This window comes from Pseudomonas sp. LD120 (assembly GCF_009861525.1).
In the GTDB taxonomy this organism is placed as follows: domain Bacteria; phylum Pseudomonadota; class Gammaproteobacteria; order Pseudomonadales; family Pseudomonadaceae; genus Aquipseudomonas.
In genome coordinates this window covers 3,163,656-3,183,714 of the sequence record NZ_WVHL01000005.1, presented here as the reverse complement: position 1 = coordinate 3,183,714, position 20,059 = coordinate 3,163,656, and the positions used below count along the sequence as shown (strand labels likewise).

Below are 20,059 nucleotides of genomic sequence, written 5' to 3'. Positions count from 1 at the left end.
GAGGGAGCTTGCTCGCGCTGGGTCGCGTAGCGGTCCCAAAAGCGGCCAATCGACGGCAACGAAGGCCGCGCGCCAGCCAGTTTGTGGCCCCCCCCAAAAAAACGGGAGCAGGCCCCCTCGCCACATCATCAGCGGCGGTCACTGTCGGGCGCTGCGCCAGGCGTTGATCAGTTGCTCGAACGTGCCCTGCACTTTCCGGATCAGGGTGGCGTCGTCAATCTCCCCCACCAGCCATGCGCGGCTGGGCTCCTGGAAGATCGTGCGGCCCACGGCAAATCCGCGGCAGGTGCGGCTGTCGGCGGCTTGGCGGAAGCCCTCGGCGAGGGCTTCGGCCGAGGCATTCAGGCCCAGCAGCACCACGCCACGGCAATACGGGTCGCGCTCCTGAATCAGCTCATCGAGCTTTTTCCATTCCTCGGCCGACTGCGCCTCGATCTTCCACCACGCCGGGTAGATGCCCAGGTTGTACAGGCGCTTGAGGCTGCGGTAGAGCACCTCGGGATGAGCGCCGGGCAGGTCCTTGGGCGGGATGATTTCCAGCAGCAGCTCATGCCCGCTGACCTGGGACGCCTGGTACAGGCCGCGGATCTGCGCTTCCTGCTCCAGGCGCAGCAGGGGTTCGTCGTCGGGGTGAAATTGCACCAGGCACTTGATGATCTGCTCCTGGGGCCAGGCGATCAGGTTGCTGCCCACCGAGCGCCCGTGCTCGAAAGCCAGGGGCCGCGAGCCCTGTATCTCCACCGGCCGCGCCACCCACCAACCGCGCCCGCTGGCGGCATTCAACGCCTCCTGGCCGAAGCGCTGGTCGGCCAGCAGGCCGACATCGGCCTCGATGCCCCGGCGCCGCAGGTCGGCTTCGACCCGCTGCACCGCCTCTATGAAAAGTTGCTTGAGCTGACCAATGGCCTTGAGCTCGCGCCCACCTTGCTGCGCCAGTTCCACCAACTGCCCGCGGTGGTCGAAGGCAAACACGAACAGTGGCTTCCAGGCCTTGCGTGGCACGCTGACCTGATGCAAGCGTTGCAGGACCGGGTCCTGGTCGGGACGGGTGATCGGCACCGGGCTGCTGAACAGATAGTCCAGTTCGGCGCGGGTCGGCATCGCCGGGGCGCAGGCGTGGCGCGACACCACCAGGCCGCCGCAGGCGTTGGCCAGCTGGCAGCAGCGCTCATCGCTGGCCTCTTCCAGCCAGCCACTGAGGAAGCCGGACATGAAGGCATCGCCGGCGCCCAGTACGTTGAGCACTTCCACCCGCACGCCGGGGTAGATCGCCGCGTCTTCCAGGCGCAGGGGAATCGCGCCGTGAATCACCGTGCAGCCCTGCGGGCCGAGCTTGACCACCAGGGTCGCGGCACTCAGGGAACGCACGGTGCGCAAGGCCGTCAGCAGATCGTCACTGCCGCCGGCAATCAGGAACTCCTCTTCGGTGCCGACGATCAGGTCGAAACGCCCCAGGATGCTCTGCACATGCTGGCTGACCTGCTGGTCGGCCACGAACCGGGTCTCGCCGTCGGCCTTGCCCGCCAGGCCCCAGAGCACTGGCCGGTAGTCGATGTCCAGGACCCGCTTGACTCCGTGCTTTTCGGCGTAGTCCAGGGCCTGGAGGCTGGCCCGGTAGACACCGTCGGTGGAGAAATGGGTGCCGGTGATCAGCAGGGCCTTGCTGGAGGCAATGAAGGCTTCGTCGATGTCTTCGGCGCACAACGCCATGTCCGCGCAGTTCTCGCGATAGAACACCAGAGGGAAGGTTTCGCGGTCCTTGAGGCCCAGCAGGACCAGAGCGGTGAGGCGCTGCGGGTCGACCTTGACGGCGCTGACGTCGCAGCCTTCGCGCTCCAGCGACTCCAGCAGAAAGCGCCCCATGTGATCGTCGCCGACCCGGCTCAGCATCGCCGACTTGAGGCCCAGGCGCGCGGTGCCGAAGGCGATGTTCGCCGACGAACCGCCCAGGTACTTGGCAAAGCTTGCGACGTCCTCCAGCCGCGCCCCGACCTGCTGCGCATAGAGATCGACGCCCAAGCGTCCGAGGCAAATCAGATCCAATTGACGCCCACTGGCAAAACGAGTCTGGCCCATGCTGGCTCCTGTTATTTTTATCAGCCTGCGCTCGCCGCCGTTACCGGCCGCCGAGCACTCTTGGTGGGTGCAGACTAAAACGTCTCCGGGCCTCAATCAATATTTTTTCTATATATTTTTACATGGAATATTTTTTCCATTAAACTTTTCCAAGCCTGAGCCAGACACCCTGCATCGTTTCAGCACAGCCCCGGCCGGCAGCGGCCCGAAGATTTTATGGGCCCCTACCCTGTAGACTGCCGGCTGCCCACCTATTGTCAGGGGACGGAATCACAGGCCGTTCCCATAAGCACAAGCCAGAAGGATTTTCTATGCCCCGCACCGATCAGCCGGCCCCGGCCGAGCGCACGTCCGAGAGCGACCTCGTCAGCCCCCCGATCACTGCCGAACGCCTGCTGCAACTGATCACCGAGGAGTACGAGAGCCTGCCGCGCCAGCTCAAGCGCATCGCCAGCTACATGAGCCAGCAGCGCGACCGGATCATGGTCGACCGCATCAGCGACATCGCCCGGGAATGCGAGGTCCATCCTTCGGCCATCGTGCGCTTTTCCCAGCGCTTCGGCTTCAGCGGCTTCAGTGAAATGCAGGCACTGTTTCGCGAGGCCTACACCCATAAGGCCACGCCGGTACAGAACTACCAGCAGCGCATCCGCAGCATGATCGCCAACAAGTCGCAGAAGGCCAGCGGCGGTGACCTGGCGCGCGAATGCATCAACGCCACCCTGTCGGGGATCGAGCGCCTGGGCCTGGAGCTGGACGACAGCGCCTTCGACAAGGCCGTGGACCTGGTGGTCAACGCCGACAACATCTACGTAGTGGGGGTGCGCCGCTCCTTTGCTGTCGCCGACTACCTGGTATACAACCTGCAACACACCAACAAGCGCATTCACCTGGTGTCGGGGCTGGGGGGCAGCTACCGCGAGCAGATGCGCAGCATCCGCCCCAACGACCTGGTGATCGCCATCAGCTTCACCCCCTATGGCAAAGAGACCCAGCACTGCCTGCGCATTGCCCAGCACAACCAGGCCAAGACCCTGATCATCACCGACAGCACCCTGTCGCCCCTGGCCAAGCGCGCCAACAGCGTGCTGCTGGTCAACGAAGGCAGCTCCTTCGCCTTCCGCTCACTGAGCGCCACCCTGTGCCTGTGCCAGGCACTGTTCATCGCCGTGGCCTATCGCCTGGAACTGAAGATGGACGAGATTCACGAACAGGGCGGCTTCGACGACTGACCCTTCGGCTGGCGCGGCACTATTCGTAGATCTTGCCGCAGTACAGGAACACCGCGAAGCGCTGCCAGGGCGAAGCCTCCACCAGCCCCTGGGTGGCACCGATGCCGGTGGCCTCGGCCCAGGCGTGGGCGCCGTCGAGGAAATCTTCAATGCAATGGTTTTGCCAACTGTCGGCCTCGCCGGCCTGGGCCATGCGCTGCGCCTGGCGGCGATCGGCAATCAGCGCCTGGACGAAGTCGAGGAAGCTCTGCTCGTCATGCACCTGCTGCAAGCATTGTTCAAGGTCCATTGGGGCTCTCCGGAGTCAGGACGTTGCCTGGAGCGCCAGGCCCTTGCGCAGCAGTTCCTTACGCAGGATCGGCCGGCCCGGGCAATGCACGCCGTCCAGGGTGCTGCACTCTAGCAGCCGTTCCAGCTTGCGGGCACTGCCCGGGCTGCCGGTCAGCAGGTAGCTTGTGCCTTCGCCGAGGCTGATCAGGTTCAGCAGCCAGTCATCGCCCCACTGCCCCAGCACCTGCTCGATCAGGCTGCGCTGGCGCACCAGCAGGCCCTGGGCATGCCACAGGGTCAGTTGGGCGAAACGCCGCGGCAGGTTGCTGGACGGTTCGAGCACCTTCAGATCCTTGAGCAGGGCCTCGGGCAGTTGCGCTTCGATCTGCTGCTGACATTGCTGGAAATACGCTTCGGGCCACTGCGGCCCCAGGCCTGCATGAGCGGCCAGGGCGGCATAGGCCTGGCGGTCCGCGGCGATGCAACTGGCGCCGGTGAAGTTCAAGGTGTTGTCGAGAATTCCCGCCGCCAGTAGTTGCGCGCTGTCGCGGCTGATCTGCGGCAGCAGCCCGGCGTCGCGCCAGCGCTCATAGACCTGGGTGCAGGCGGCGCCAATCGGGCGGATATCGGCGTATTTGCCCAGGCGCTCGTCCCAGAAGGCCTCGAACCCGGGGTGATGGTCAATGACCTCGATCACCCGGGCGAGGTCCACCAACGGGTCCAGGTGCAGGTGGTTGGAAATGTCCACCAGCACGAACTGATCGGCGCCCTCCGGGACGTGACAGTCCAGGCCCTTGAGCTGCTGGCGCAAATGGGCCGGGATGCTCTCGTTCAGCGGTGCGCTGCTCAGGGCCCGGGCCGGGCGGCCGCTGAGGTTGAGTAATTCGGCGTAGGCGATGCAACCGGCATAGGCGTCGATATCCAGGTAGGCCGCGCCGGAAGTGACAATGATCATGACGTCCGTGTAATCCACAAAGGCCAGAGGCCGGGGCGTCGAGGGTGCCCGAGGGACATGACAGCCAGATGACAGGCCATGCTCGCCAATGCAGGCGCCAGCCTACTGCCCGCTCGCAGCCTGCAGCGGCGGCCGCAGGAGGGGCGGTGCAAGGTCGATTCAATGCCGCTACATTAGCCACGCCGTCCCCATCCGTTGCGCCGTTCAAGACAAGGAAATACGCGATGAAACTCATTGGAATGCTCGATTCACCCTATGTACGCCGCGTCGCCATCAGCCTCAAGAGCCTAGGCCTGCCCTTCGAACACCACTCGGTCTCGGTGTTCAGCGCCTTTGACCAGTTCAAGGCCATCAACCCGCTGGTCAAGGCGCCAAGCCTGGTCTGCGATGACGGCGAGGTGCTGATGGATTCGAGCCTGATCCTCGACTACCTGGAAACCCTCGCCGGCCCGCACAGGGGCCTGATGCCCACGGCCCTGGCGGAGCGTGCGCATGAGTTGCGCCTGATCGGTCTGGCCCTGGCGGCCTGTGAGAAGTCGGTACAGATCGTCTACGAACGAAAACTGCGCCCGGCGGAAAAACAGCATGCTCCCTGGCTGGAGCGGATCGGCGGCCAGTTGCAGGCCGCCTATGCCGAGTTGGAGCGCGAGTTGCAGAACCAGCCGCTGCCCCGGGACGGAGCCCTGAGCCAGGCCGGGATCAGCCTGGCGGTGGCCTGGAGTTTCAGCCAGATGATGGTGGCCGATCAGTTCGGCCCCGAGCAATTTCCGGCGGTGCGCGGTTTTGCCGACTACGCCGAACAACTGCCGGTGTTCCTCGACACCCCCGCCACCTGATCCACACAGCGCCATCACCGTAGCCGGCTTGCCAACGAAGAGGCCCGTGAGCCGTGCAGCGCTAGAACGCTTTCGCAGGCAAGCCCGCGTCTACGCAAGCTCAGCAGCCCCTGCACACCCGTAGCAGCCGGCTTGCCGGCGAAGGGCCCGCAAGCCTTGTGGCGTCATTGCAAACGCCCTCGCTGGCACACCAACTCCTACGGCAGCCCTGCTGAGTCTGGTGGTGACCGGTCAGGCCGGTTCGGGCTGTTTCTTCACCGGGGCGGTGGCAAATCGCCGGGCCAGGAACGGAGTGATGTCCAGCGGCAGGGCTTCGTCGTTCACCAGCTTGTCCAGCAACACGCCGGTGATCGCCGAGGTCAGGATGCCGGTACGGAAGTGCCCGCAGGCGTTGAGGTAACCCTCGACGCCGTCCATCGGCCCAAGAATCGGCAACTCGTCCGGCGAACCCGGGCGCAGGCCCGCCCAGCAGCGCTTGAGGTTGACCTGGGCCAGCTCGGGAATGCAGCGCACCGCCCCCTGCACCAGGCCGTTGATTTCCGGGTAGGTGGTGCTGACGTCGAAGCCCTTGTCCTCGGTGGTGCTGCCAATCAGGATCTCGCCGTTGTCCTTCTGCGCCATGTAGCAGTCACTGGTGGTCAGGCAGCCATTGAGCAGCTTGGGCATGCGCTCGGTGAGGAGGATCTGGCCCTTCACCGGCTTCACCGGAATCTCCACCCCAGTGGCCTGTAGGCTCAGCTCCGCCGCCCAGGCACCGGCAGCGTTGATCAGGGTCGAGCAGTGGAACAACCCGGCCTCAGCGGTTTGCACACCCGTCACCCGGCGGCCTTGGTGCAACACAGCGGTGACATTGGTGTTGAAGAACACATCCACGCCGTTCTGCCGCGCACCTTCGGTGTAGGCGTCGGTCAGGCGGAAGGGGTTGACCTGGTGGTCGCAAAGGAACTCCAGCGCGCCCTGGGCGTGATGGCTGACCTTGGGTTCGGCCGCGCGCAGAGCCGCCTGGTCGAGCCAGCGCACCTGATCGGACAGATGCGGAATGCAACGGGCAATGTGCTCGGCGTACAGCCGGTCTTCCTCGTCGTAAATCACGAACTTGAGCCCGGTCTGCTCGAACTTGAAGTCCATGCCGTGCACGCCCATCAGTTCGCGGTGCAGGCGCGGGTACAGCTCGTTGGACTGCAAGGCGAAGTCGAAGAACGACTGCGGCAGGATATGCGGAGTGCTGGAGTCCACCACCACCGCCGACCCTTTGGCCTCGCGCTTGCGGTTGGCCGACATCATGCGAAAGAAGATCACCCCGCAGCCCAGGCCCACCGACTCGCCAATGGCCCACAGGCCTCCGGCCGAGGCTCGGCTGGCGTTACCCGGCCGCTTGGCGTCGATCAGCGCCACCTTGAGGTTCTTGCGCTTGGACAACTGATAGGCGCAAGACGCCCCGATCACACCGCCACCGGCGATCACCACGTCGTAATACTTACTCATGTTCGGAGACCTCCTGGTCAGGCGCGGCAAAGGCCGAAAACGGAATCGGATCGAGCGGAAACCGTGGACGTATCCAACCCACATCCTTGCGGCCGGTGGCTTGACGCAGGCGGTCGCTGCAGTAGCCGACGCACATCCGCCCCTGGCAGTCGCCCATGCTCACGCGAGTGCGCATTTTCAGGCTGGCCATGTCCTGCACACCCTGAGACAGCGCACGCTCGATGTCATTGCGGGTGGTGTTCTCGCAACGGCAGATCACCGTGTCGCCCTTGGGCAGTTCTATCTGCCCGGTGCCACGGGCGGTATAGCGATCCACCGCACCACGAAAACGCAGGATCGAGGCCAGTTTGCGCTCGTAACCCTGGCGCCGCTGCAGGGCCGCTTCATTGCTCAGCACTTGGCGCTGCATGAGGATCGACAGCGCCGCGATACGGCCGGTGAGCATGGCCGCCTCGCCGCCGCGAATCCCGCCCATGTCACCGGCCAGGTGAATATGCGGCTCGCTGCTCTGCTGCCAGACATTGGCGTTGGCACGTAGATAACCGTCATCGCTGAAGCCATGATCCAGGCCCATTTGCTGACTCAACTGAGTGCGCGGAATGAAGCCGTAGCCCACCGCTAGGGTCTGGGCGGCAATGCGCTGGGCCTGGGTCATGTCCGGCTGCCAGTCGGCGGAATACGGCGCCACGGTGACCACGCTCAACGCGTCCTGCCCCTGCGCTTCCACCACGCCCCAGCCATAACGCAGGGGAATGCCATGGAGCTTGAGGTAGGCCAGCATGCTCAAGCCGTCGAGAAACAACTGTGGCTTGTTCAGCAGCGCCAGGCTCTGCTTGGCGATCTTGCTCAAGGCGCTGGCCTCGTAGACCCCGGCGACCCGCACGCCCGAGGCATGCAACTGGCACGCTACCAACGGCAGCAAGGGGCCGGTGCCGGCGATCACCACCGGTGCTTGCGGCTTGACCACGCCGCTCTTGATCTGTAACTGCAAACCGCCCAGCAGCTTGACCCCGGGCAAGGTCCAGCCCGGAAACGGCACGCTGCGCTCATGACAGCCAGCGGCCAGCAGCAATTGCGAATACTCCACCTGCTGCACTTGCTCCTCGGCGTCCAGCAGCATCAGGCTGTCCTGGCCTTCGGCGCCAATCACCCGGCTGTTGAGGCGCACATCGATCATCTGTTCGTGGTCGCTGAACTCACCGTGCAGCTTGGCCAGCATGTCGCAGTAGCGCGGCCCCAGATAGTCCAGTTGCACGCCGTCGCGCAACGGACCGCGAAAGACCACGCCGCCCAGGCGCGAGGCCTCTTCAAGCAGAATGCTGCGCACGCCGTGCTTGGCCAGTTCGATGGCCGCGGCCATGCCCGCCGGCCCGCCCCCGACGATCAGCGGATCAAGGCTCATAGGCTGGGCTCCGTTTCAGTGATGCGGTTGCTCAGGGTCTGCACCTGCATGCCCGGTTTGACCAAGGTCTGGCAGGCGCGGCGTTTGTGGCGGCCGTCGATCTGCACCAGGCAGCAATGGCATACGCCCATCCCACAGTAGGCACCCACCAGTTGCCCATGATCATTGCGCGCCACCTGGCGCAGGCCGGTGGCCTGAATCACGCTGAGGACGGTTTCGCCGAGGGCGGCAGTGACCGGTTGGCCATTGAGGCTGATGGTCATGTCGGCCTGCTGTAGCGGCTGAATATCGAAGTTGCGGTCTATCTGACGCATTGCGGTTCATCCGTGAGAAGTGAGTGGGTCTGCCGGCAGCCCGGCGCCCAGGTTCCTGGGGCGGACGCGACAACACCCCGGTTCTGAACCTCTGTCAGAACCGAGCGCGGGCCAATCTAGTGGTTTTGCCCAACACGAACATTGATCTGTGCCAAGCAAAAGGCCGGAGTACAACCAAGCAGTACATGCCTTCTCAGGTATGCGACACAGGCCACAAAAAAGCCGCCACCGGCAGCGGCGCAGGGACAACAGGCACCCATGTCGGAAGGTTGCTTGGTGCATGCAGAGGGTGATCAGGTGAGTCTCCGAGCGCGGCACACCGAGGAGCCTCAAGTGTAATGAGCGCATGGCCAATCTCCTGGAGCAGTGAACCGCAATCGGGCCACCCGGTGCGCCAGGTCGTGGCGGCACCGGAAACGACTGAGCGCTGCCGCTGATGACGCTCGTGACCTACCCGGCCCCGGGGGCCTGGTCACCAAAGTGGCCACGGCCCGGGCCTGGAAGCCACAGGCCGTGTCGCGCAAGTACACTTCAGCGCCGTGCAGACTGGCTCACTTGATCCGCAAGCGCCCGGCGAGAGGGCCGCCTACCCCGCAGGCAAGCAGTGCTCTCAGGGGCCGCCGGACAATTCGTATAAAAACTTATATTTCAGTGACTTGCGAAAAGAACCGCGAACCCGGCAACTGACCGGCCCGGTTTTTTCTCAGGGGCATTGCGCAAGAATCAATCCTGGCCTTTGGCCCGCAAGTAGCCGTACAGATCCCGGACCTTGAGCCAGCTCAGGCGGGCCAGTATCACGAACATCCAGTAAGCCAACAGGAATTGCCCGACGCTAGGCTCTGTACCAACAGTTTTGAGGCGAAGGTCAGGCAAGGCGAAAACGGTCGAGGAACGACCGGGGTCGCGTTCGACTTTACGGGTTGTCAATGAGTATTCCGATCAGACTCGCGCACGAGACCGTTTTCAACGTCGCATCACCGAGTATCAAGGCTTTTCGTACAAAGCCTAATGTCCGGCAATCCCAGGGCATAGGGCAGAGTACACACTGGCAGGCTTGCCCAGGCGCAGAAGCGCCTACCGCCTATCATCATTAGCCCGATGATGATCGCAGCCACCAGGGACAGTTGGGCAATCCTGATGCCCATATTCAGCAACAGGCTCCCGCTGTACCGCGGATTGACATCGAACATGGCGATGGCCACAGCCACGCAGGTGAGCATCGGCACTACGCTGTTGAGCAGCAGACTCACCAGCAATAACATCCCCAGGCGCTTGAAAAGCGCCGTTTTTTTTCATCACCACAGCCTTGTCCAACGAAATTTCGCTACGCCCTAACGGCGCTTGTAGCTCTTGTTGCCACTGGGGGTCAGGCAGTAGACCCCGCCCCGTGGCCCCGTGCAAAAACTGCCGCTGCCGCAGCTACAACCCTGGGCATCGCGCAGCAGTGACTCGGCGCGAGGGGTGGAAGAACGTTGGCCGAACATCAGCGCACAGTTCTTCTTCGAACCGCTGATGGAGCCGTCGTTGCACAGGAAGAGTTCGCCGTCACAACCGGCGATGCCGCCTTTGTTTCCGGAACAGGGTTGATTGCCCGCCTGAGTCGTCGCGCTGCACAGCAGCATCAGGCACACCGCGAAAAAGGGCTTCCAGCCTGCCTGAGTCAGGGCACTCATGGCGGCGCCTCCTGGCAAAAAAGTGAACGAATGATAGCAATCTGCACCCACCGAGACTCAGGTTTTATCAGGGCCAATGCCGCGGCGTTGTAAGCCAGATGAACGTTTTTTTAGAATCTCGCGCGCGGTTTCTTGGCAAAATGCCTGCCTGTGCCACGAACCGTAGAACAGGTACCGCCATGACCCGCATTCTGACCATCGAAGACGACGCCGTAACGGCCCGGGAGATCGTCGCCGAACTGAGCAGCCACGGCCTCGACGTGGACTGGGTGGACAACGGCCGTGAAGGCCTGGCGCGCGCGGTGAGCGGTGACTACGACCTGATCACCCTGGACCGCATGCTGCCGGAACTGGACGGCCTGGCCATCGTCACCACCCTGCGCACCATTGGCGTGTCGACGCCGATCCTGATGATCAGCGCCCTCTCCGATGTCGATGAACGGGTACGCGGCCTGCGCGCCGGCGGCGACGACTACCTGACCAAACCCTTCGCCTCCGACGAGATGGCGGCCCGGGTCGAGGTGCTGCTGCGGCGCAAGAGCACGGTCAAGGACTTCGACACCAGCCTGCGGGTGGCGGACCTGGAACTGAACCTGATCAGCCGCGAGGCCACCCGCGCCGAGCAACTGCTGAGCCTACTGCCCACCGAATACAAACTGCTGGAATTTCTGATGCGCAACACCGGCCAGATCCTCTCGCGAATGATGATCTTCGAGGAAGTCTGGGGTTACCACTTCGACCCCGGGACCAACCTGATCGATGTGCACATCGGCCGCCTGCGTAAGAAGATCGACCCGCCCGGCCTGCCCCCGTTGATCCGCACCGTGCGAGGTTCGGGCTATGTCATTGCCGAACCCCTCTAAAGGCTGGCGCTCCTCCAGCAGCCGCCTGCTGGCGCTCTACAGCGCCTTGTTCGTGGCCTGGAGCTGCATCCTCATGGGGGTGCTGTACTACGAAGTGTCGACCTACCTGGACAACCTGGCCAAGCACTCGCTGATGCAGCGCCAGCACCTGTTCGCGCGCTTCGAAGGCGAGCAACTGGAAGAAGCCCTGGCCACCAGCATGACCTTCGACATGCGCGCCATCGATGCCTATGGCCTGTTCGACGAACAGCGCCGGTCCTTGAGCGGGCCGATTCGTCAGATCCCCGAGGACCTGCCCCTGGACGGCCTGATCCACGAACTGAAAAACTGCATCGCCTCGGACGACCCGAGCCTGCCCCGGGACAGCTGCGACGCGGTGGCCACCCACACCCGCGACGGCCGCTGGCTGGTGCTGGTGCGCGACAACGGTTCGCTGTTTGCGGTAACCCGAATCATCCTGCACGCCCTGCTCTGGGGGATCTCCCTGACCATCATTCCCGGGGTCGCGGGCTGGCACCTGCTGCGCCGCCGGCCGTTGCGGCGCATCCGCCAGATCCAGGCCAGCGCCGAGGCGATCGTCGCCGGCGACCTGACCCGGCGCCTGCCGTTGTCGCAACGCCGGGACGAGTTGGACATGCTGGCAGCCATCGTCAACGCCATGCTCGAACGCATCGAACGCCTGATGCATGAGGTCAAGGGCGTGTGCGACAACATCGCCCACGACCTGCGCACACCCCTGACCCGCCTGCGGGCGCAACTCTACCGTTTGCAGCAACAAGCCGAAGAAGGCTCGCCCCAGGCCCTGCAGATGGACCAGTTGCTGGCCGAAGCCGACACCCTGATGGCGCGCTTTCGCGGGTTGCTGCGCATCTGCGAACTGGAAGACCAGCAACGCCGCTCGGGCTTTCTGCAACTCGATCCTTTGCCACTGCTCCAGGAGCTCTACGACTTCTACCTGCCGCTCGCCGAAGAAGGCCAACTGAGGCTGGTGCTGGATGTTCCCGCGAGCCTGCCGCGCCTGACCGGCGACCGCGCCTTATTGTTCGAGGCCCTGGCCAACCTGCTGAGCAATTCGATCAAATTCACTCCCCCCGGCGGCGAGGTGATCCTGCGCGGCCTCAATGCCGACGGCAGTGCACGCCTGGAAGTGCTCGACTCCGGGCCGGGCATTGCCCCGTCGGAACGCGCGACAGTGTTCCGACGCTTCTACCGAGTGGATGTAAACAACGCCCAGGGCGGCTTTGGCCTGGGCCTGTCGATTGTCGCAGCGATCGTCAACCTGCACGGTTTCAAACTGGACGTGGGCAGCAGCGAACTGGGCGGGGCGCGCCTGAGCCTGGACTGCCGAGCCAGCCTGATCAGCGAGCATTGAGCGGCCCGCAGGCCCTTGCCTAACGCCCTTTCGCGCCGCCGGGAACAGCGTGCCTGCTGCGCAGGAGATCGCAGCCTGCGGCAGCTGCCACCAAAAGCCACGCGTCTGTAGCAGCTGTCGAGCCTTGGCGAACCGGCGAAACGCTCAGCAGTCCCTTGCATGCAGCTGTAGCCAGGGTCGAGATCAAGGCCCCAGTTCGAGCTGGCCCAGGGAGTTGCTGTCCAGTTCGTAAAGCAACTCGTCGATGATCTTCAGTACATCGGCCTCGCTTTGCAGTGCCTTGGCGCTGAGCCCTGTCACCACCAGATCGACCCGACCGCTTTCGGGCTCGAACACGCGCAAGGTCAGGGTACCGTCGCCGGCGGTGCTGAAACTGCAGGCCAGGGGCGCCAGGCGCTGCTCGATGTACCCACGCAAGCGTGCCTGGGTAATCACCGCCGGGGTCTCGGCGCCGCCGTCTGAGCCTTGCCCGCGACGTTGCCCGCGCGCCCCTTGATCCGTTCATCACCCATGCTGGCTATCCCTTTGCTGTGGTTCACATCGCCCAGGCCCGATACAAGGGCCTGCGCGGGATCACAGGGTAAAAAAGCCGGGGGGTGGGCAGAAGGCGCATTTGTACTGGCCGCACTGGTGCATTTGCACGGGTATCAGCGCCGCACAGGCCGTGGCGTCCCCACGAACAGACCGCGCTCGCGGGCCCAGACGATCGCCTCGCCACGCCGGTGCACGCCAAGCTTGGAATACAGCGTGGCGACGTGGTTGCGCACGGTGTTGGGCGCCAGTTGCAGTTGCGCGGCAATCTCCTTGTCCGCCAGCCCCTGGTAAATCAACCCCAGCACCTGGCGCTCGCGATTGGTCAGGTCGGCGGAGGACACCCCGGAGACCTCGGCGTTGCGGGGCTTTTTCACGTTGGCCAGCTTTTCGATCAGGGTCTGGCTGAACCATGAGGCGTCGCGCATCACTTCTTCAATCGCGCCGACCAGCTCCAACTCCGAGCGCTTGCGTTCGCTGATGTCCATCAGCACCAGCAGATAACAGGGGCTGTCCTGGATGCTCAGCGTGTCGGCGTAAACCACGCAATCGATCCGTTCGGCGTTTTTCTTCCGCACTTTGAGGTCCTGGCCCTCGACGTTGCCGACCTTCTCCAACTGCGCGAACAGTTGCTCAGCCGCTGGCGCCTCGGCAATGAACCCGATGGCCGCCACGGTCTTGCCCAGCAGTTCCTCGCTGCTGTAGCCACAGGTATTGAGAAAGGCCTCGTTGACATCGACGATCTGCTGTTCGGCGCTGCACACCAGGGTTGGCACCGGGGTCAGGCGGAACGACTTGGCAAAGCGCTCCTCGCTCTGGCGCAGGGCGATTTCGGCCTTGCGCCGCGGCTCCAGGTCCATGAAGGAAAACAGCATGCAGTCCTCATCGTTGATGTCCAAGGGCTGGCCGGCAACGATCACCAGCTTGCTGCCACCATCGGGCAGGCGCAGTTCGGCCTGCATCTGCGGAATGGTTGCGCCCCGGCCCAGGCGCTCGACGGCGAGGTCCTTGTGCTCGGCATCCTCCAGCACATCCAGCTCGTACACCGAACGGCCAATCACCTGGTCCCGAGCGTAGCCGGTCATCTCCAAAAAGCCCTGGTTGACCTTGATATAGCGCAGGTCGCTGAGCCGGCAGATCACCGCTGGCGCCGGGTTGGCATTGAAGGTCTTCTCGAAACGCTGCTCGGCGCTGGCCCAGTCGGTGGCGTCGCTGAGGATCAGCACCAGGGACTCCGGCGCACCGCTGCGATCGGTGAGAATCATGCTGCGAACCCGATGCACCCAGCAGCGGGATTCGCCATCGATCTGGGCCTGCACCTCCACCACGACATCGCTGAAGCGCTCGCCGGCGGCTACCCGACTGATGGGATAGCTGTCCAGCGCCAGCGGGTGATTGTTGCGGTAGCGCAAGGCGTAGCGCTGGGCATATTCCTCGGCATTGCCCCCCAGTTGACCGACCTCGCTGACCCCGTGCATGGCCAGCGCCGCATCATTGGCCCAAAGCAAGGTCTTGGCCGGGTCGGTTTTAACCAGGATCACCCCGTCAGACAAGCCGGAGATGATCTGCTGCAGTGGGTGGCGATTGGTTTCGGTGGCAAGTACGGCCTGGCTCATGGCGTCTCCAGATGGGCCGGCGTCGCACTGATAGATCCCGCGCGCCGAGCAAGAAAGGGCTTGAAACTACGACCATGAGCCGCCGCTATCGTGCCCTGGCGCGGTCGCCACGCCGCACTGGAGCAGCAACGTGCAAGGGACTAAGCTGCTGTGCTTGGTCTGACCATCCTCAAGGAAGTGAAGCATGATCACCATCCGCGAAGCCGACACCCGGGACATCCAATTGCTCCAGGCCATCGGTTGCGCCACCTACCGCGAACATTTCTCCTCGATCTGGAGCAGCGCCGGCCTGCAGCAGTTTCTGAATCAGGACTTCGCCCCCGAACACCTCGCCCAATCCCTCGACGCCCGGCACAGTCATCTGTGGCTGCTGGCCCTGGACGCACAGCAGCCCATCGGCTTCGCCAAGCTCAACTGGCGGCGACCGGTGCCGGGGAGCGAGGCGTCCGGGGCCGAACTGCAAAAGATCTACCTGCTCAAGTCCCAGGCCGGCAAAGGCTATGGCCGACGCCTGCTGCAGCACGTGCTGCAACGGGCCAGCGACGCCGGAGAAACCTGCCTGTGGCTGGACGTGCTCAAGAGCAACAGCGGTGCCCGGCGTTTTTATGAAAGTGCCGGCTTGCGGCAGATTAGCGAAGTGCCGTTCAACACCGACCTGGAGCAGATCGGCATGTGGGTGATGGCCCGCGACCTGCCACTGCCCAAGCAGCCTCAGGCGACTAAAGACCCAGCGCCTTAAGACGCCGGTACAAGGTGCGCTCGCTCAAGCCTAGGGCCTTGGCCAATTCACTGCGCGAACCCTCAAAGACTTCCAGGGCATGGGCCAGTTGCTCCAGGTCCTTGCCGGCCCGGCGCCGTTTGACCGGCGCCGGCGCTGACGAGCTGCGCAACTCCGGCGGCAGGTCCTGCAGACGGATCACCCCGTCGTCGCAGAACAACCGCGCCCGCTCAAGAATGTTGCGCAATTCGCGGATATTGCCCGGGTAGCTGTACAGGCTCAATTGCTCCAACGCCTGAGGATCAACCCGTGGCACCACAGCCGAATCGAGGCGGCGCAACAGGCTGTCGATCAGCAACGGCAGGTCTTCGCTGCGTTCACGCAGGGCGGGTAGGCGGATCGGAAACGCGCTGATGCGGTAGTACAAGTCCTGGCGGAATGTGCCTGCGGCGACCATCTCCTTGAGCGGTTTATGGGTCGCGGACACCAGGCGAAAATCCGAGTGCACGGTACGCAGGCTGCCCACCGGGCGAAAGCTGCCGGACTCGATCAGACGCAACAGTTTGACCTGCATGGCCAGGGGCACTTCGCCAATCTCATCGAGAAACAACGTCCCGCCATGAGCCGCCTCCGCCAGACCGATCTTGCGCTGCAGGGCGCCGGTAAAGGCACCCTTTTCATAACCGAACAACTCGCTTTCCAGCAGGCTTTCGGTGAGCCCGGTGCAGTCCACCACCACCAGCGGCCCACTGGCCCGGGGGCTGCCGTCATGCAGGGCGCGGGCAAAGAGTTCCTTGCCGGTACCGGACTCGCCCTGCAGCAGCACCGGAATCGGCGCCGGGGCTGCTCGCTGCAAGGCGCTCAAGGCTTCGTTGAACGCCGGCGAGCGCCCCACCAGGCCCTTCTGCTGGGGTTGCACCGAGGCCACCGCCACCGAACTCAAGCGTTCGACGTAGGCCACTACCGTCCCGCAATCACCGATGATCGGTCGCAACTCCACATCCACGTGCTCCGGCCCGCGAGGCGTGTGGTGGATGTGCAGCATGCGCTCCGGTGCCCGGCTGTCGTGGGCCTTGCGCATCGGACAATGCTCGCCGGCCTGATCGCAGGGCACGGCGAACTGGTGCGACACGCGATAGCACTTAGCGCCCAGATGCGGCTTGCCAGCGACACCGAACTGACGCTGGTAGGCCGCGTTGGCCGCGATGATGTTGTAGTCGGTGTCAAGCACGATGGTTGGTTGCGGGTCGTGCTCAAGGTAGGAAACCAGGGCAGACACCTGCGGATGCGCAAGGTCGGTGGCGATCAGGGACATAAGGGCTCCGGGGCAGTGGCGCTAGCTTAGTGCAGCGCACGGCCTTCTGCCAATATCTGCCATCAACTGCCACATGACTGCCACCCTTACCTGGCAGTCCATGCAAAAACCACTGATCGATTACCGCCAAAACCCTCTCACTCAATGAATCTGCGGCCCCAAGTAAGGCCTGGGGGTTTGGCACGTTTATTGACACTTCAAGGAACGAGCGTCAGCGCAGACTGCCCTCACCTTCATTGCCTGGAGTGCCCCATGATCATCAGCGACACGCTGCGTGTAGAAGCCTTTTTCGACAGCCATACCTGGACCATCAGCTATCTGGTGATGGACCTGCCCAGCCGCCACTGCGCACTGATCGACAGCGTGCTGGACTACGACCCGAAATCCGGCCGCACCCGCACCGCCTCCGCCGACCGCCTGATCGCCCGCGTGCGTGAGCTGGAGGCCCAGGTGGACTGGATCCTGGAAACCCACGTACACGCCGATCACCTGTCCGCCGCTGCCTACCTCAAAGAGCAACTGGGCGCTCAGGTGGCCATCGGCAACCAGATCACCCGCGTGCAAAAAGTCTTCGGCACGCTGTTCAACGAAGCACCGACCTTTGCCCGCGACGGCAGCCAGTTCGATGTACTACTGGCGGACGGCGCCGAGTTCGCCATCGGCGGGCTCGCGGCCCGGGCCATGCACACCCCCGGCCACACCCCGGCCTGCATGACCTACCTGGTCCAGGCCGGTGACGAAACCGTGGCCTTTGTCGGCGACACTCTGTTCATGCCCGATTACGGCACCGCCCGCTGCGACTTCCCCGGGGCCGATGCACGCACCTTGTACCGCTCCATCGGCAAGATCCTCGCCCTGCCCCCAGAAACCCGGCTGTTCATGTGCCACGACTACCTGCCCAACGGCCGCGAGCTGCAGTACATGACCACCGTCGCCGAGCAGCGCGACCACAACATCCACATTCATCAGGGCATCGACGAAGACAGCTTCGTGGCCATGCGCGAAGCCCGCGACGCCACCCTGGACATGCCGGTGCTGATCCTGCCTTCGGTGCAGGTCAACATGCGCAGCGGGCACTTCCCCGAACCCGAGGACAACGGCGTGAGTTACCTGAAGATCCCCCTCAATACCCTATAACGATTACTCCAAACGGAGACTTTGCCATGCGTCCCATCAACCCAGCCCTGCGCGCCGTCAACGGCAGCCATCAGGTGCTGATCGTCGGCGGCGGTGCCGCCGGCATCGCCGTTGCCGCCAGTCTCATGTCCCGCGACTCGCACCTGGACGTGGCGATCATCGACCCCGCCCAGCTCCACTACTACCAACCCGGCTGGACCCTGGTAGGCGGCGGTGTGTTCAGCGCCGAGTCCACCGTTCGCAGCATGGCGTCACTGATCCCCAAGGGCGTCACGTGGATCCGCAACGCCGTCAGCCAGTTCGAGCCGGACAACAACGCCCTGGTGCTCGACGACGGCCGAGTCCTCGCCTACGACCAGTTGATCGTCTGCCCGGGGCTCAAGCTCGACTGGGCGGCCATCGACGGCCTGCCGCAAGCCCTGGGCAACAACGGCGTGACCTCCAACTACCGCTACGACCTGGCGCCCTACACCTGGCAACAAGTGCAACAACTGCGACAGGGCCAGGCGCTGTTCAGCCAACCGCCGATGCCGATCAAGTGCGCCGGGGCTCCGCAAAAAGCCCTGTACTTGTCCTGCGATCACTGGCTGCGCCACGGCCGTCTGGGGGCGATCAACGCCAGTTTCATGAATGCCGGTGGCGTGTTGTTCGGCGTCGCGGACTACGTGCCCGCGCTGATGGAATACATCAGGAAGTACGCCATCGACTTGAACTTCGGCCACAACCTGGTGGCAGTGGACGGTCCCGGCAAACGGGCAACCTTCGTCCGCATCCTGGCCGACGGCAGCCAGCAAACCCTGGAACGCGCCTTCGACCTGCTGCACGTGGTGCCGCCGCAATGTGCACCGGACTTCATCCGCCACAGCCCGCTGGCGGACGCCGCCGGCTGGATTGACGTCGACCCCGGCAGCCTGCGCCACACGCGCTTCGTCAACATCCACGGCCTGGGAGACGCCACCAACACCAGCAATGCCAAGACTGCCGCCGCGGCGCGTAAACAGGCACCGGTGGTGGCCAATAATGTGCTGGTAGCCCTCAAGCGCCTGACCCGACTGGCCGAATACGACGGGTATGGGTCCTGCCCGCTGACAGTGGAACGGGGCAAGATCGTCCTCGCCGAGTTCACCTACGGCGGCAAACTGGCACCCAGCTTTCCCAACTGGCTACTGGACGGGCGCCAGCCGACCCGCCGCGCCTGGTGGCTGAAAGAGCGTCTGCTGCCGCCGCTGTATTGGCGCGGCATGCTCAAGGGCCATGAATGGCTGGCCCAACCGACCTTGACCATGGACACCCCAAAAACATGAATGAACACAGTCTGCTAGGTGCCGGGCTGGGAACAATCATCGGCGCGATCCTGGCGCTGACCGGGGCCGGTGGCGGCATCCTCGCGGTGCCGCTGCTGGTCTTTGGCCTGGGCTTGAGCATGGTCGAGGCAGGCCCGATCGGCCTGTTGGCGGTGGGCCTGGCAGCCAGCGTCGGCGCGATACTCGGCTTGCGCCAGGGCATCGTGCGCTACCGCGCGGCGGGCCTGGTCGCCGGGGTCGGCGTGCTCATGGCGCCCCTTGGGTTGTGGCTGGCCCACCGGCTGCCGAACATGCCGCTGGCGTTGCTGTTCTCCCTGGTGCTGCTGTACGCCTGCGCACGGATTCTGCGTAAAGCCAGCCAGGAACTGAAACACGGCCAGGCGGCGCCTCGTCCGGCCTTCCTACCCTGCGTGCTCAACCCGGCTCAGGGCCGCTTGCGCTGGACCCTGCCCTGCGCCCGCGCCCTGACCTTCACCGGCATGCTCTCGGGCCTGCTGTCGGGGTTGCTGGGGGTGGGAGGAGGTTTCGTGATCATCCCGGCCCTGAGCCGCTATACCAACCTGGACAGCAAGAGCATCGTCGCCACCTCATTGGCGGTGATTGCCCTGGTGTCCCTGGGCAGCGTGATCACCGCCAGCCTCAGTGGGGTGATGCACTGGGCGGTGGGCGCGCCCTTTGCCCTGGGCGCGGTGGTGGGCCTGGTCGCAGGACGGCAACTGGCCAGGCACCTGGCGGGACCGCGCTTGCAACAACTATTTGCCATCACCGGCATCCTGGCAGCCCTGCTGCTGGCAAGCGCGGCCTTGGGCTGGTTGCCCCATTGAAGCCCTTTCGCCGGCAAGCCGGCTTCTACAGCAGCGGGTACACACCACCTGTAGGCGCTGGCTGGCCGGCGACGGCGTACGCACCGACGCTGCGGTTGCGCGGTGGAAATGCCTGAGCCATGACCGGCCCCTGCAC

20 protein-coding genes are annotated in these 20,059 nt (G+C 64.3%); 9 read left to right on the top strand and 11 right to left on the bottom strand.

Features of this window, described 5'->3' with window-relative positions; genetic code table 11:
* Positions 1 to 138 precede the first annotated feature (138 nt).
* Entirely contained in the window at positions 139 to 2,076 is a 1,938-nt protein-coding gene (gene iolC, locus PLD_RS29030) for a 5-dehydro-2-deoxygluconokinase (protein WP_159898122.1), read from the bottom strand.
* On the opposite strand from iolC, the gene PLD_RS29025 reads away from it, so the two are divergent.
* Both PLD_RS29025 and PLD_RS29020 read left to right on the top strand, forming a co-directional pair.
* On the top strand, positions 2,075 to 2,311 hold the full coding sequence (locus PLD_RS29025) for a hypothetical protein (RefSeq protein WP_159898121.1): 237 nt from the start codon (positions 2,075 to 2,077) through the stop codon (positions 2,309 to 2,311). The genes iolC and PLD_RS29025 overlap by 2 nt on opposite strands.
* 76 nt (positions 2,312 to 2,387) lie before the next feature.
* The gene (locus PLD_RS29020) at positions 2,388 to 3,308 is read left to right on the top strand and encodes a MurR/RpiR family transcriptional regulator (RefSeq protein ID WP_159898120.1); all 921 of its coding nucleotides are present in this window, start codon (positions 2,388 to 2,390) and stop codon (positions 3,306 to 3,308) included.
* Between the two features lie 19 nt (positions 3,309 to 3,327).
* Here PLD_RS29020 and PLD_RS29015 read toward each other — a convergent pair whose 3' ends face one another.
* Positions 3,328 to 3,597, bottom strand: a complete 270-nt coding sequence (locus PLD_RS29015) for a hypothetical protein (RefSeq protein WP_053157953.1) — start codon at positions 3,595 to 3,597, stop codon at positions 3,328 to 3,330.
* Positions 3,598 to 3,612: 15 nt separating this feature from the next.
* Positions 3,613 to 4,533, bottom strand: a complete 921-nt coding sequence (locus PLD_RS29010) for a bifunctional oligoribonuclease/PAP phosphatase NrnA (RefSeq protein ID WP_159898119.1) — start codon at positions 4,531 to 4,533, stop codon at positions 3,613 to 3,615.
* A gap of 224 nt (positions 4,534 to 4,757) precedes the next feature.
* Between PLD_RS29010 and PLD_RS29005 the strand changes: the two genes are divergently transcribed.
* Positions 4,758 to 5,369 carry a glutathione S-transferase gene (locus tag PLD_RS29005; RefSeq protein ID WP_159898118.1) on the top strand — a complete coding sequence of 204 codons (612 nt, stop codon included), beginning with the start codon at positions 4,758 to 4,760 and terminating at the stop codon, positions 5,367 to 5,369.
* A gap of 231 nt (positions 5,370 to 5,600) precedes the next feature.
* Here PLD_RS29005 and hcnC read toward each other — a convergent pair whose 3' ends face one another.
* From hcnC to PLD_RS28980, 5 genes are all read right to left on the bottom strand, one after another.
* Positions 5,601 to 6,854 carry a cyanide-forming glycine dehydrogenase subunit HcnC gene (gene hcnC, locus PLD_RS29000; RefSeq protein WP_159898117.1) on the bottom strand — a complete coding sequence of 418 codons (1,254 nt, stop codon included), beginning with the start codon at positions 6,852 to 6,854 and terminating at the stop codon, positions 5,601 to 5,603.
* The gene (hcnB, locus tag PLD_RS28995; RefSeq protein WP_159898116.1) at positions 6,847 to 8,256 is read right to left on the bottom strand and encodes a cyanide-forming glycine dehydrogenase subunit HcnB; all 1,410 of its coding nucleotides are present in this window, start codon (positions 8,254 to 8,256) and stop codon (positions 6,847 to 6,849) included. The genes hcnC and hcnB overlap by 8 nt, the downstream gene beginning before the upstream one ends.
* Complete coding sequence (gene hcnA, locus PLD_RS28990; RefSeq protein WP_159898115.1) at positions 8,253 to 8,570, bottom strand: cyanide-forming glycine dehydrogenase subunit HcnA; 318 nt, start codon at positions 8,568 to 8,570, stop codon at positions 8,253 to 8,255. Before hcnA ends, hcnB begins: the two co-directional genes overlap by 4 nt.
* A 974-nt stretch (positions 8,571 to 9,544) precedes the next feature.
* Positions 9,545 to 9,832, bottom strand: a complete 288-nt coding sequence (locus tag PLD_RS28985) for a hypothetical protein (RefSeq protein WP_159898114.1) — start codon at positions 9,830 to 9,832, stop codon at positions 9,545 to 9,547.
* Between the two features lie 69 nt (positions 9,833 to 9,901).
* Complete coding sequence (locus tag PLD_RS28980) at positions 9,902 to 10,243, bottom strand: hypothetical protein (protein WP_159898113.1); 342 nt, start codon at positions 10,241 to 10,243, stop codon at positions 9,902 to 9,904.
* A gap of 179 nt (positions 10,244 to 10,422) precedes the next feature.
* On the opposite strand from PLD_RS28980, the gene PLD_RS28975 reads away from it, so the two are divergent.
* On the top strand, positions 10,423 to 11,106 hold the full coding sequence (locus tag PLD_RS28975; RefSeq protein ID WP_159898112.1) for a response regulator transcription factor: 684 nt from the start codon (positions 10,423 to 10,425) through the stop codon (positions 11,104 to 11,106).
* The gene (locus PLD_RS28970; protein ID WP_159898111.1) at positions 11,084 to 12,478 is read left to right on the top strand and encodes a HAMP domain-containing sensor histidine kinase; all 1,395 of its coding nucleotides are present in this window, start codon (positions 11,084 to 11,086) and stop codon (positions 12,476 to 12,478) included. The genes PLD_RS28975 and PLD_RS28970 overlap by 23 nt, the downstream gene beginning before the upstream one ends.
* Before the next feature lie 183 nt (positions 12,479 to 12,661).
* Here PLD_RS28970 and PLD_RS28965 read toward each other — a convergent pair whose 3' ends face one another.
* Together PLD_RS28965 and PLD_RS28960 are read right to left on the bottom strand one after the other, a co-directional pair.
* Positions 12,662 to 12,913, bottom strand: a complete 252-nt coding sequence (locus PLD_RS28965) for a DUF1652 domain-containing protein (RefSeq protein WP_159898110.1) — start codon at positions 12,911 to 12,913, stop codon at positions 12,662 to 12,664.
* Positions 12,914 to 13,125: 212 nt separating this feature from the next.
* On the bottom strand, positions 13,126 to 14,625 hold the full coding sequence (locus PLD_RS28960; RefSeq protein ID WP_159898109.1) for a helix-turn-helix transcriptional regulator: 1,500 nt from the start codon (positions 14,623 to 14,625) through the stop codon (positions 13,126 to 13,128).
* Positions 14,626 to 14,809: 184 nt separating this feature from the next.
* Here PLD_RS28960 and PLD_RS28955 point away from each other — a divergent pair, with 184 nt between their 5' ends.
* Positions 14,810 to 15,364 (top strand): GNAT family N-acetyltransferase, encoded by a 555-nt coding sequence (locus tag PLD_RS28955; protein WP_159898108.1) that lies wholly within the window; start codon positions 14,810 to 14,812, stop codon positions 15,362 to 15,364.
* Here PLD_RS28955 and PLD_RS28950 read toward each other — a convergent pair.
* Positions 15,345 to 16,658, bottom strand: a complete 1,314-nt coding sequence (locus PLD_RS28950) for a sigma-54-dependent Fis family transcriptional regulator (protein ID WP_159898107.1) — start codon at positions 16,656 to 16,658, stop codon at positions 15,345 to 15,347. The two genes, PLD_RS28955 and PLD_RS28950, sit on opposite strands and share 20 nt — an antisense overlap.
* 252 nt (positions 16,659 to 16,910) lie before the next feature.
* On the opposite strand from PLD_RS28950, the gene PLD_RS28945 reads away from it, so the two are divergent.
* Genes PLD_RS28945 through PLD_RS28935 form a run of 3 tightly spaced genes read left to right on the top strand, consistent with a single transcriptional unit; the run spans position 16,911 to position 19,923 of the window.
* On the top strand, positions 16,911 to 17,795 hold the full coding sequence (locus tag PLD_RS28945; protein ID WP_159898106.1) for an MBL fold metallo-hydrolase: 885 nt from the start codon (positions 16,911 to 16,913) through the stop codon (positions 17,793 to 17,795).
* 26 nt (positions 17,796 to 17,821) lie between these two features.
* Entirely contained in the window at positions 17,822 to 19,099 is a 1,278-nt protein-coding gene (locus tag PLD_RS28940; protein WP_159898105.1) for an FAD/NAD(P)-binding oxidoreductase, read from the top strand.
* Positions 19,096 to 19,923: a sulfite exporter TauE/SafE family protein gene (locus PLD_RS28935; protein WP_159898104.1), complete on the top strand. Its 828-nt coding sequence runs from the start codon at positions 19,096 to 19,098 to the stop codon at positions 19,921 to 19,923. Before PLD_RS28940 ends, PLD_RS28935 begins: the two co-directional genes overlap by 4 nt.
* The last annotated feature ends 136 nt before the right edge of the window (positions 19,924 to 20,059 follow it).

What these genes read in the sequence shown, in the direction of transcription:
- iolC (WP_159898122.1), bottom strand. Translation starts at nt 2,076, where the DNA reads ATGGGCCAGACTCGTTTTGCCAGTGGGCGTCAATTGGATCTGATTTGC.
- hcnB (WP_159898116.1), bottom strand. Translation starts at nt 8,256, where the DNA reads ATGAGCCTTGATCCGCTGATCGTCGGGGGCGGGCCGGCGGGCATGGCC.
- PLD_RS28945 (WP_159898106.1), top strand. Translation starts at nt 16,911, where the DNA reads ATGATCATCAGCGACACGCTGCGTGTAGAAGCCTTTTTCGACAGCCAT.
- PLD_RS28940 (WP_159898105.1), top strand. Translation starts at nt 17,822, where the DNA reads ATGCGTCCCATCAACCCAGCCCTGCGCGCCGTCAACGGCAGCCATCAG.
- PLD_RS28950 (WP_159898107.1), bottom strand. Translation starts at nt 16,658, where the DNA reads ATGTCCCTGATCGCCACCGACCTTGCGCATCCGCAGGTGTCTGCCCTG.
- PLD_RS29025 (WP_159898121.1), top strand. Translation starts at nt 2,075, where the DNA reads ATGCTGGCTCCTGTTATTTTTATCAGCCTGCGCTCGCCGCCGTTACCG.
- hcnC (WP_159898117.1), bottom strand. Translation starts at nt 6,854, where the DNA reads ATGAGTAAGTATTACGACGTGGTGATCGCCGGTGGCGGTGTGATCGGG.
- PLD_RS28935 (WP_159898104.1), top strand. Translation starts at nt 19,096, where the DNA reads ATGAATGAACACAGTCTGCTAGGTGCCGGGCTGGGAACAATCATCGGC.
- hcnA (WP_159898115.1), bottom strand. Translation starts at nt 8,570, where the DNA reads ATGCGTCAGATAGACCGCAACTTCGATATTCAGCCGCTACAGCAGGCC.
- PLD_RS29010 (WP_159898119.1), bottom strand. Translation starts at nt 4,533, where the DNA reads ATGATCATTGTCACTTCCGGCGCGGCCTACCTGGATATCGACGCCTAT.
- PLD_RS28955 (WP_159898108.1), top strand. Translation starts at nt 14,810, where the DNA reads ATGATCACCATCCGCGAAGCCGACACCCGGGACATCCAATTGCTCCAG.
- PLD_RS29020 (WP_159898120.1), top strand. Translation starts at nt 2,388, where the DNA reads ATGCCCCGCACCGATCAGCCGGCCCCGGCCGAGCGCACGTCCGAGAGC.
- PLD_RS29015 (WP_053157953.1), bottom strand. Translation starts at nt 3,597, where the DNA reads ATGGACCTTGAACAATGCTTGCAGCAGGTGCATGACGAGCAGAGCTTC.
- PLD_RS28985 (WP_159898114.1), bottom strand. Translation starts at nt 9,832, where the DNA reads ATGTTATTGCTGGTGAGTCTGCTGCTCAACAGCGTAGTGCCGATGCTC.
- PLD_RS29005 (WP_159898118.1), top strand. Translation starts at nt 4,758, where the DNA reads ATGAAACTCATTGGAATGCTCGATTCACCCTATGTACGCCGCGTCGCC.
- PLD_RS28970 (WP_159898111.1), top strand. Translation starts at nt 11,084, where the DNA reads ATGTCATTGCCGAACCCCTCTAAAGGCTGGCGCTCCTCCAGCAGCCGC.
- PLD_RS28960 (WP_159898109.1), bottom strand. Translation starts at nt 14,625, where the DNA reads ATGAGCCAGGCCGTACTTGCCACCGAAACCAATCGCCACCCACTGCAG.
- PLD_RS28980 (WP_159898113.1), bottom strand. Translation starts at nt 10,243, where the DNA reads ATGAGTGCCCTGACTCAGGCAGGCTGGAAGCCCTTTTTCGCGGTGTGC.
- PLD_RS28975 (WP_159898112.1), top strand. Translation starts at nt 10,423, where the DNA reads ATGACCCGCATTCTGACCATCGAAGACGACGCCGTAACGGCCCGGGAG.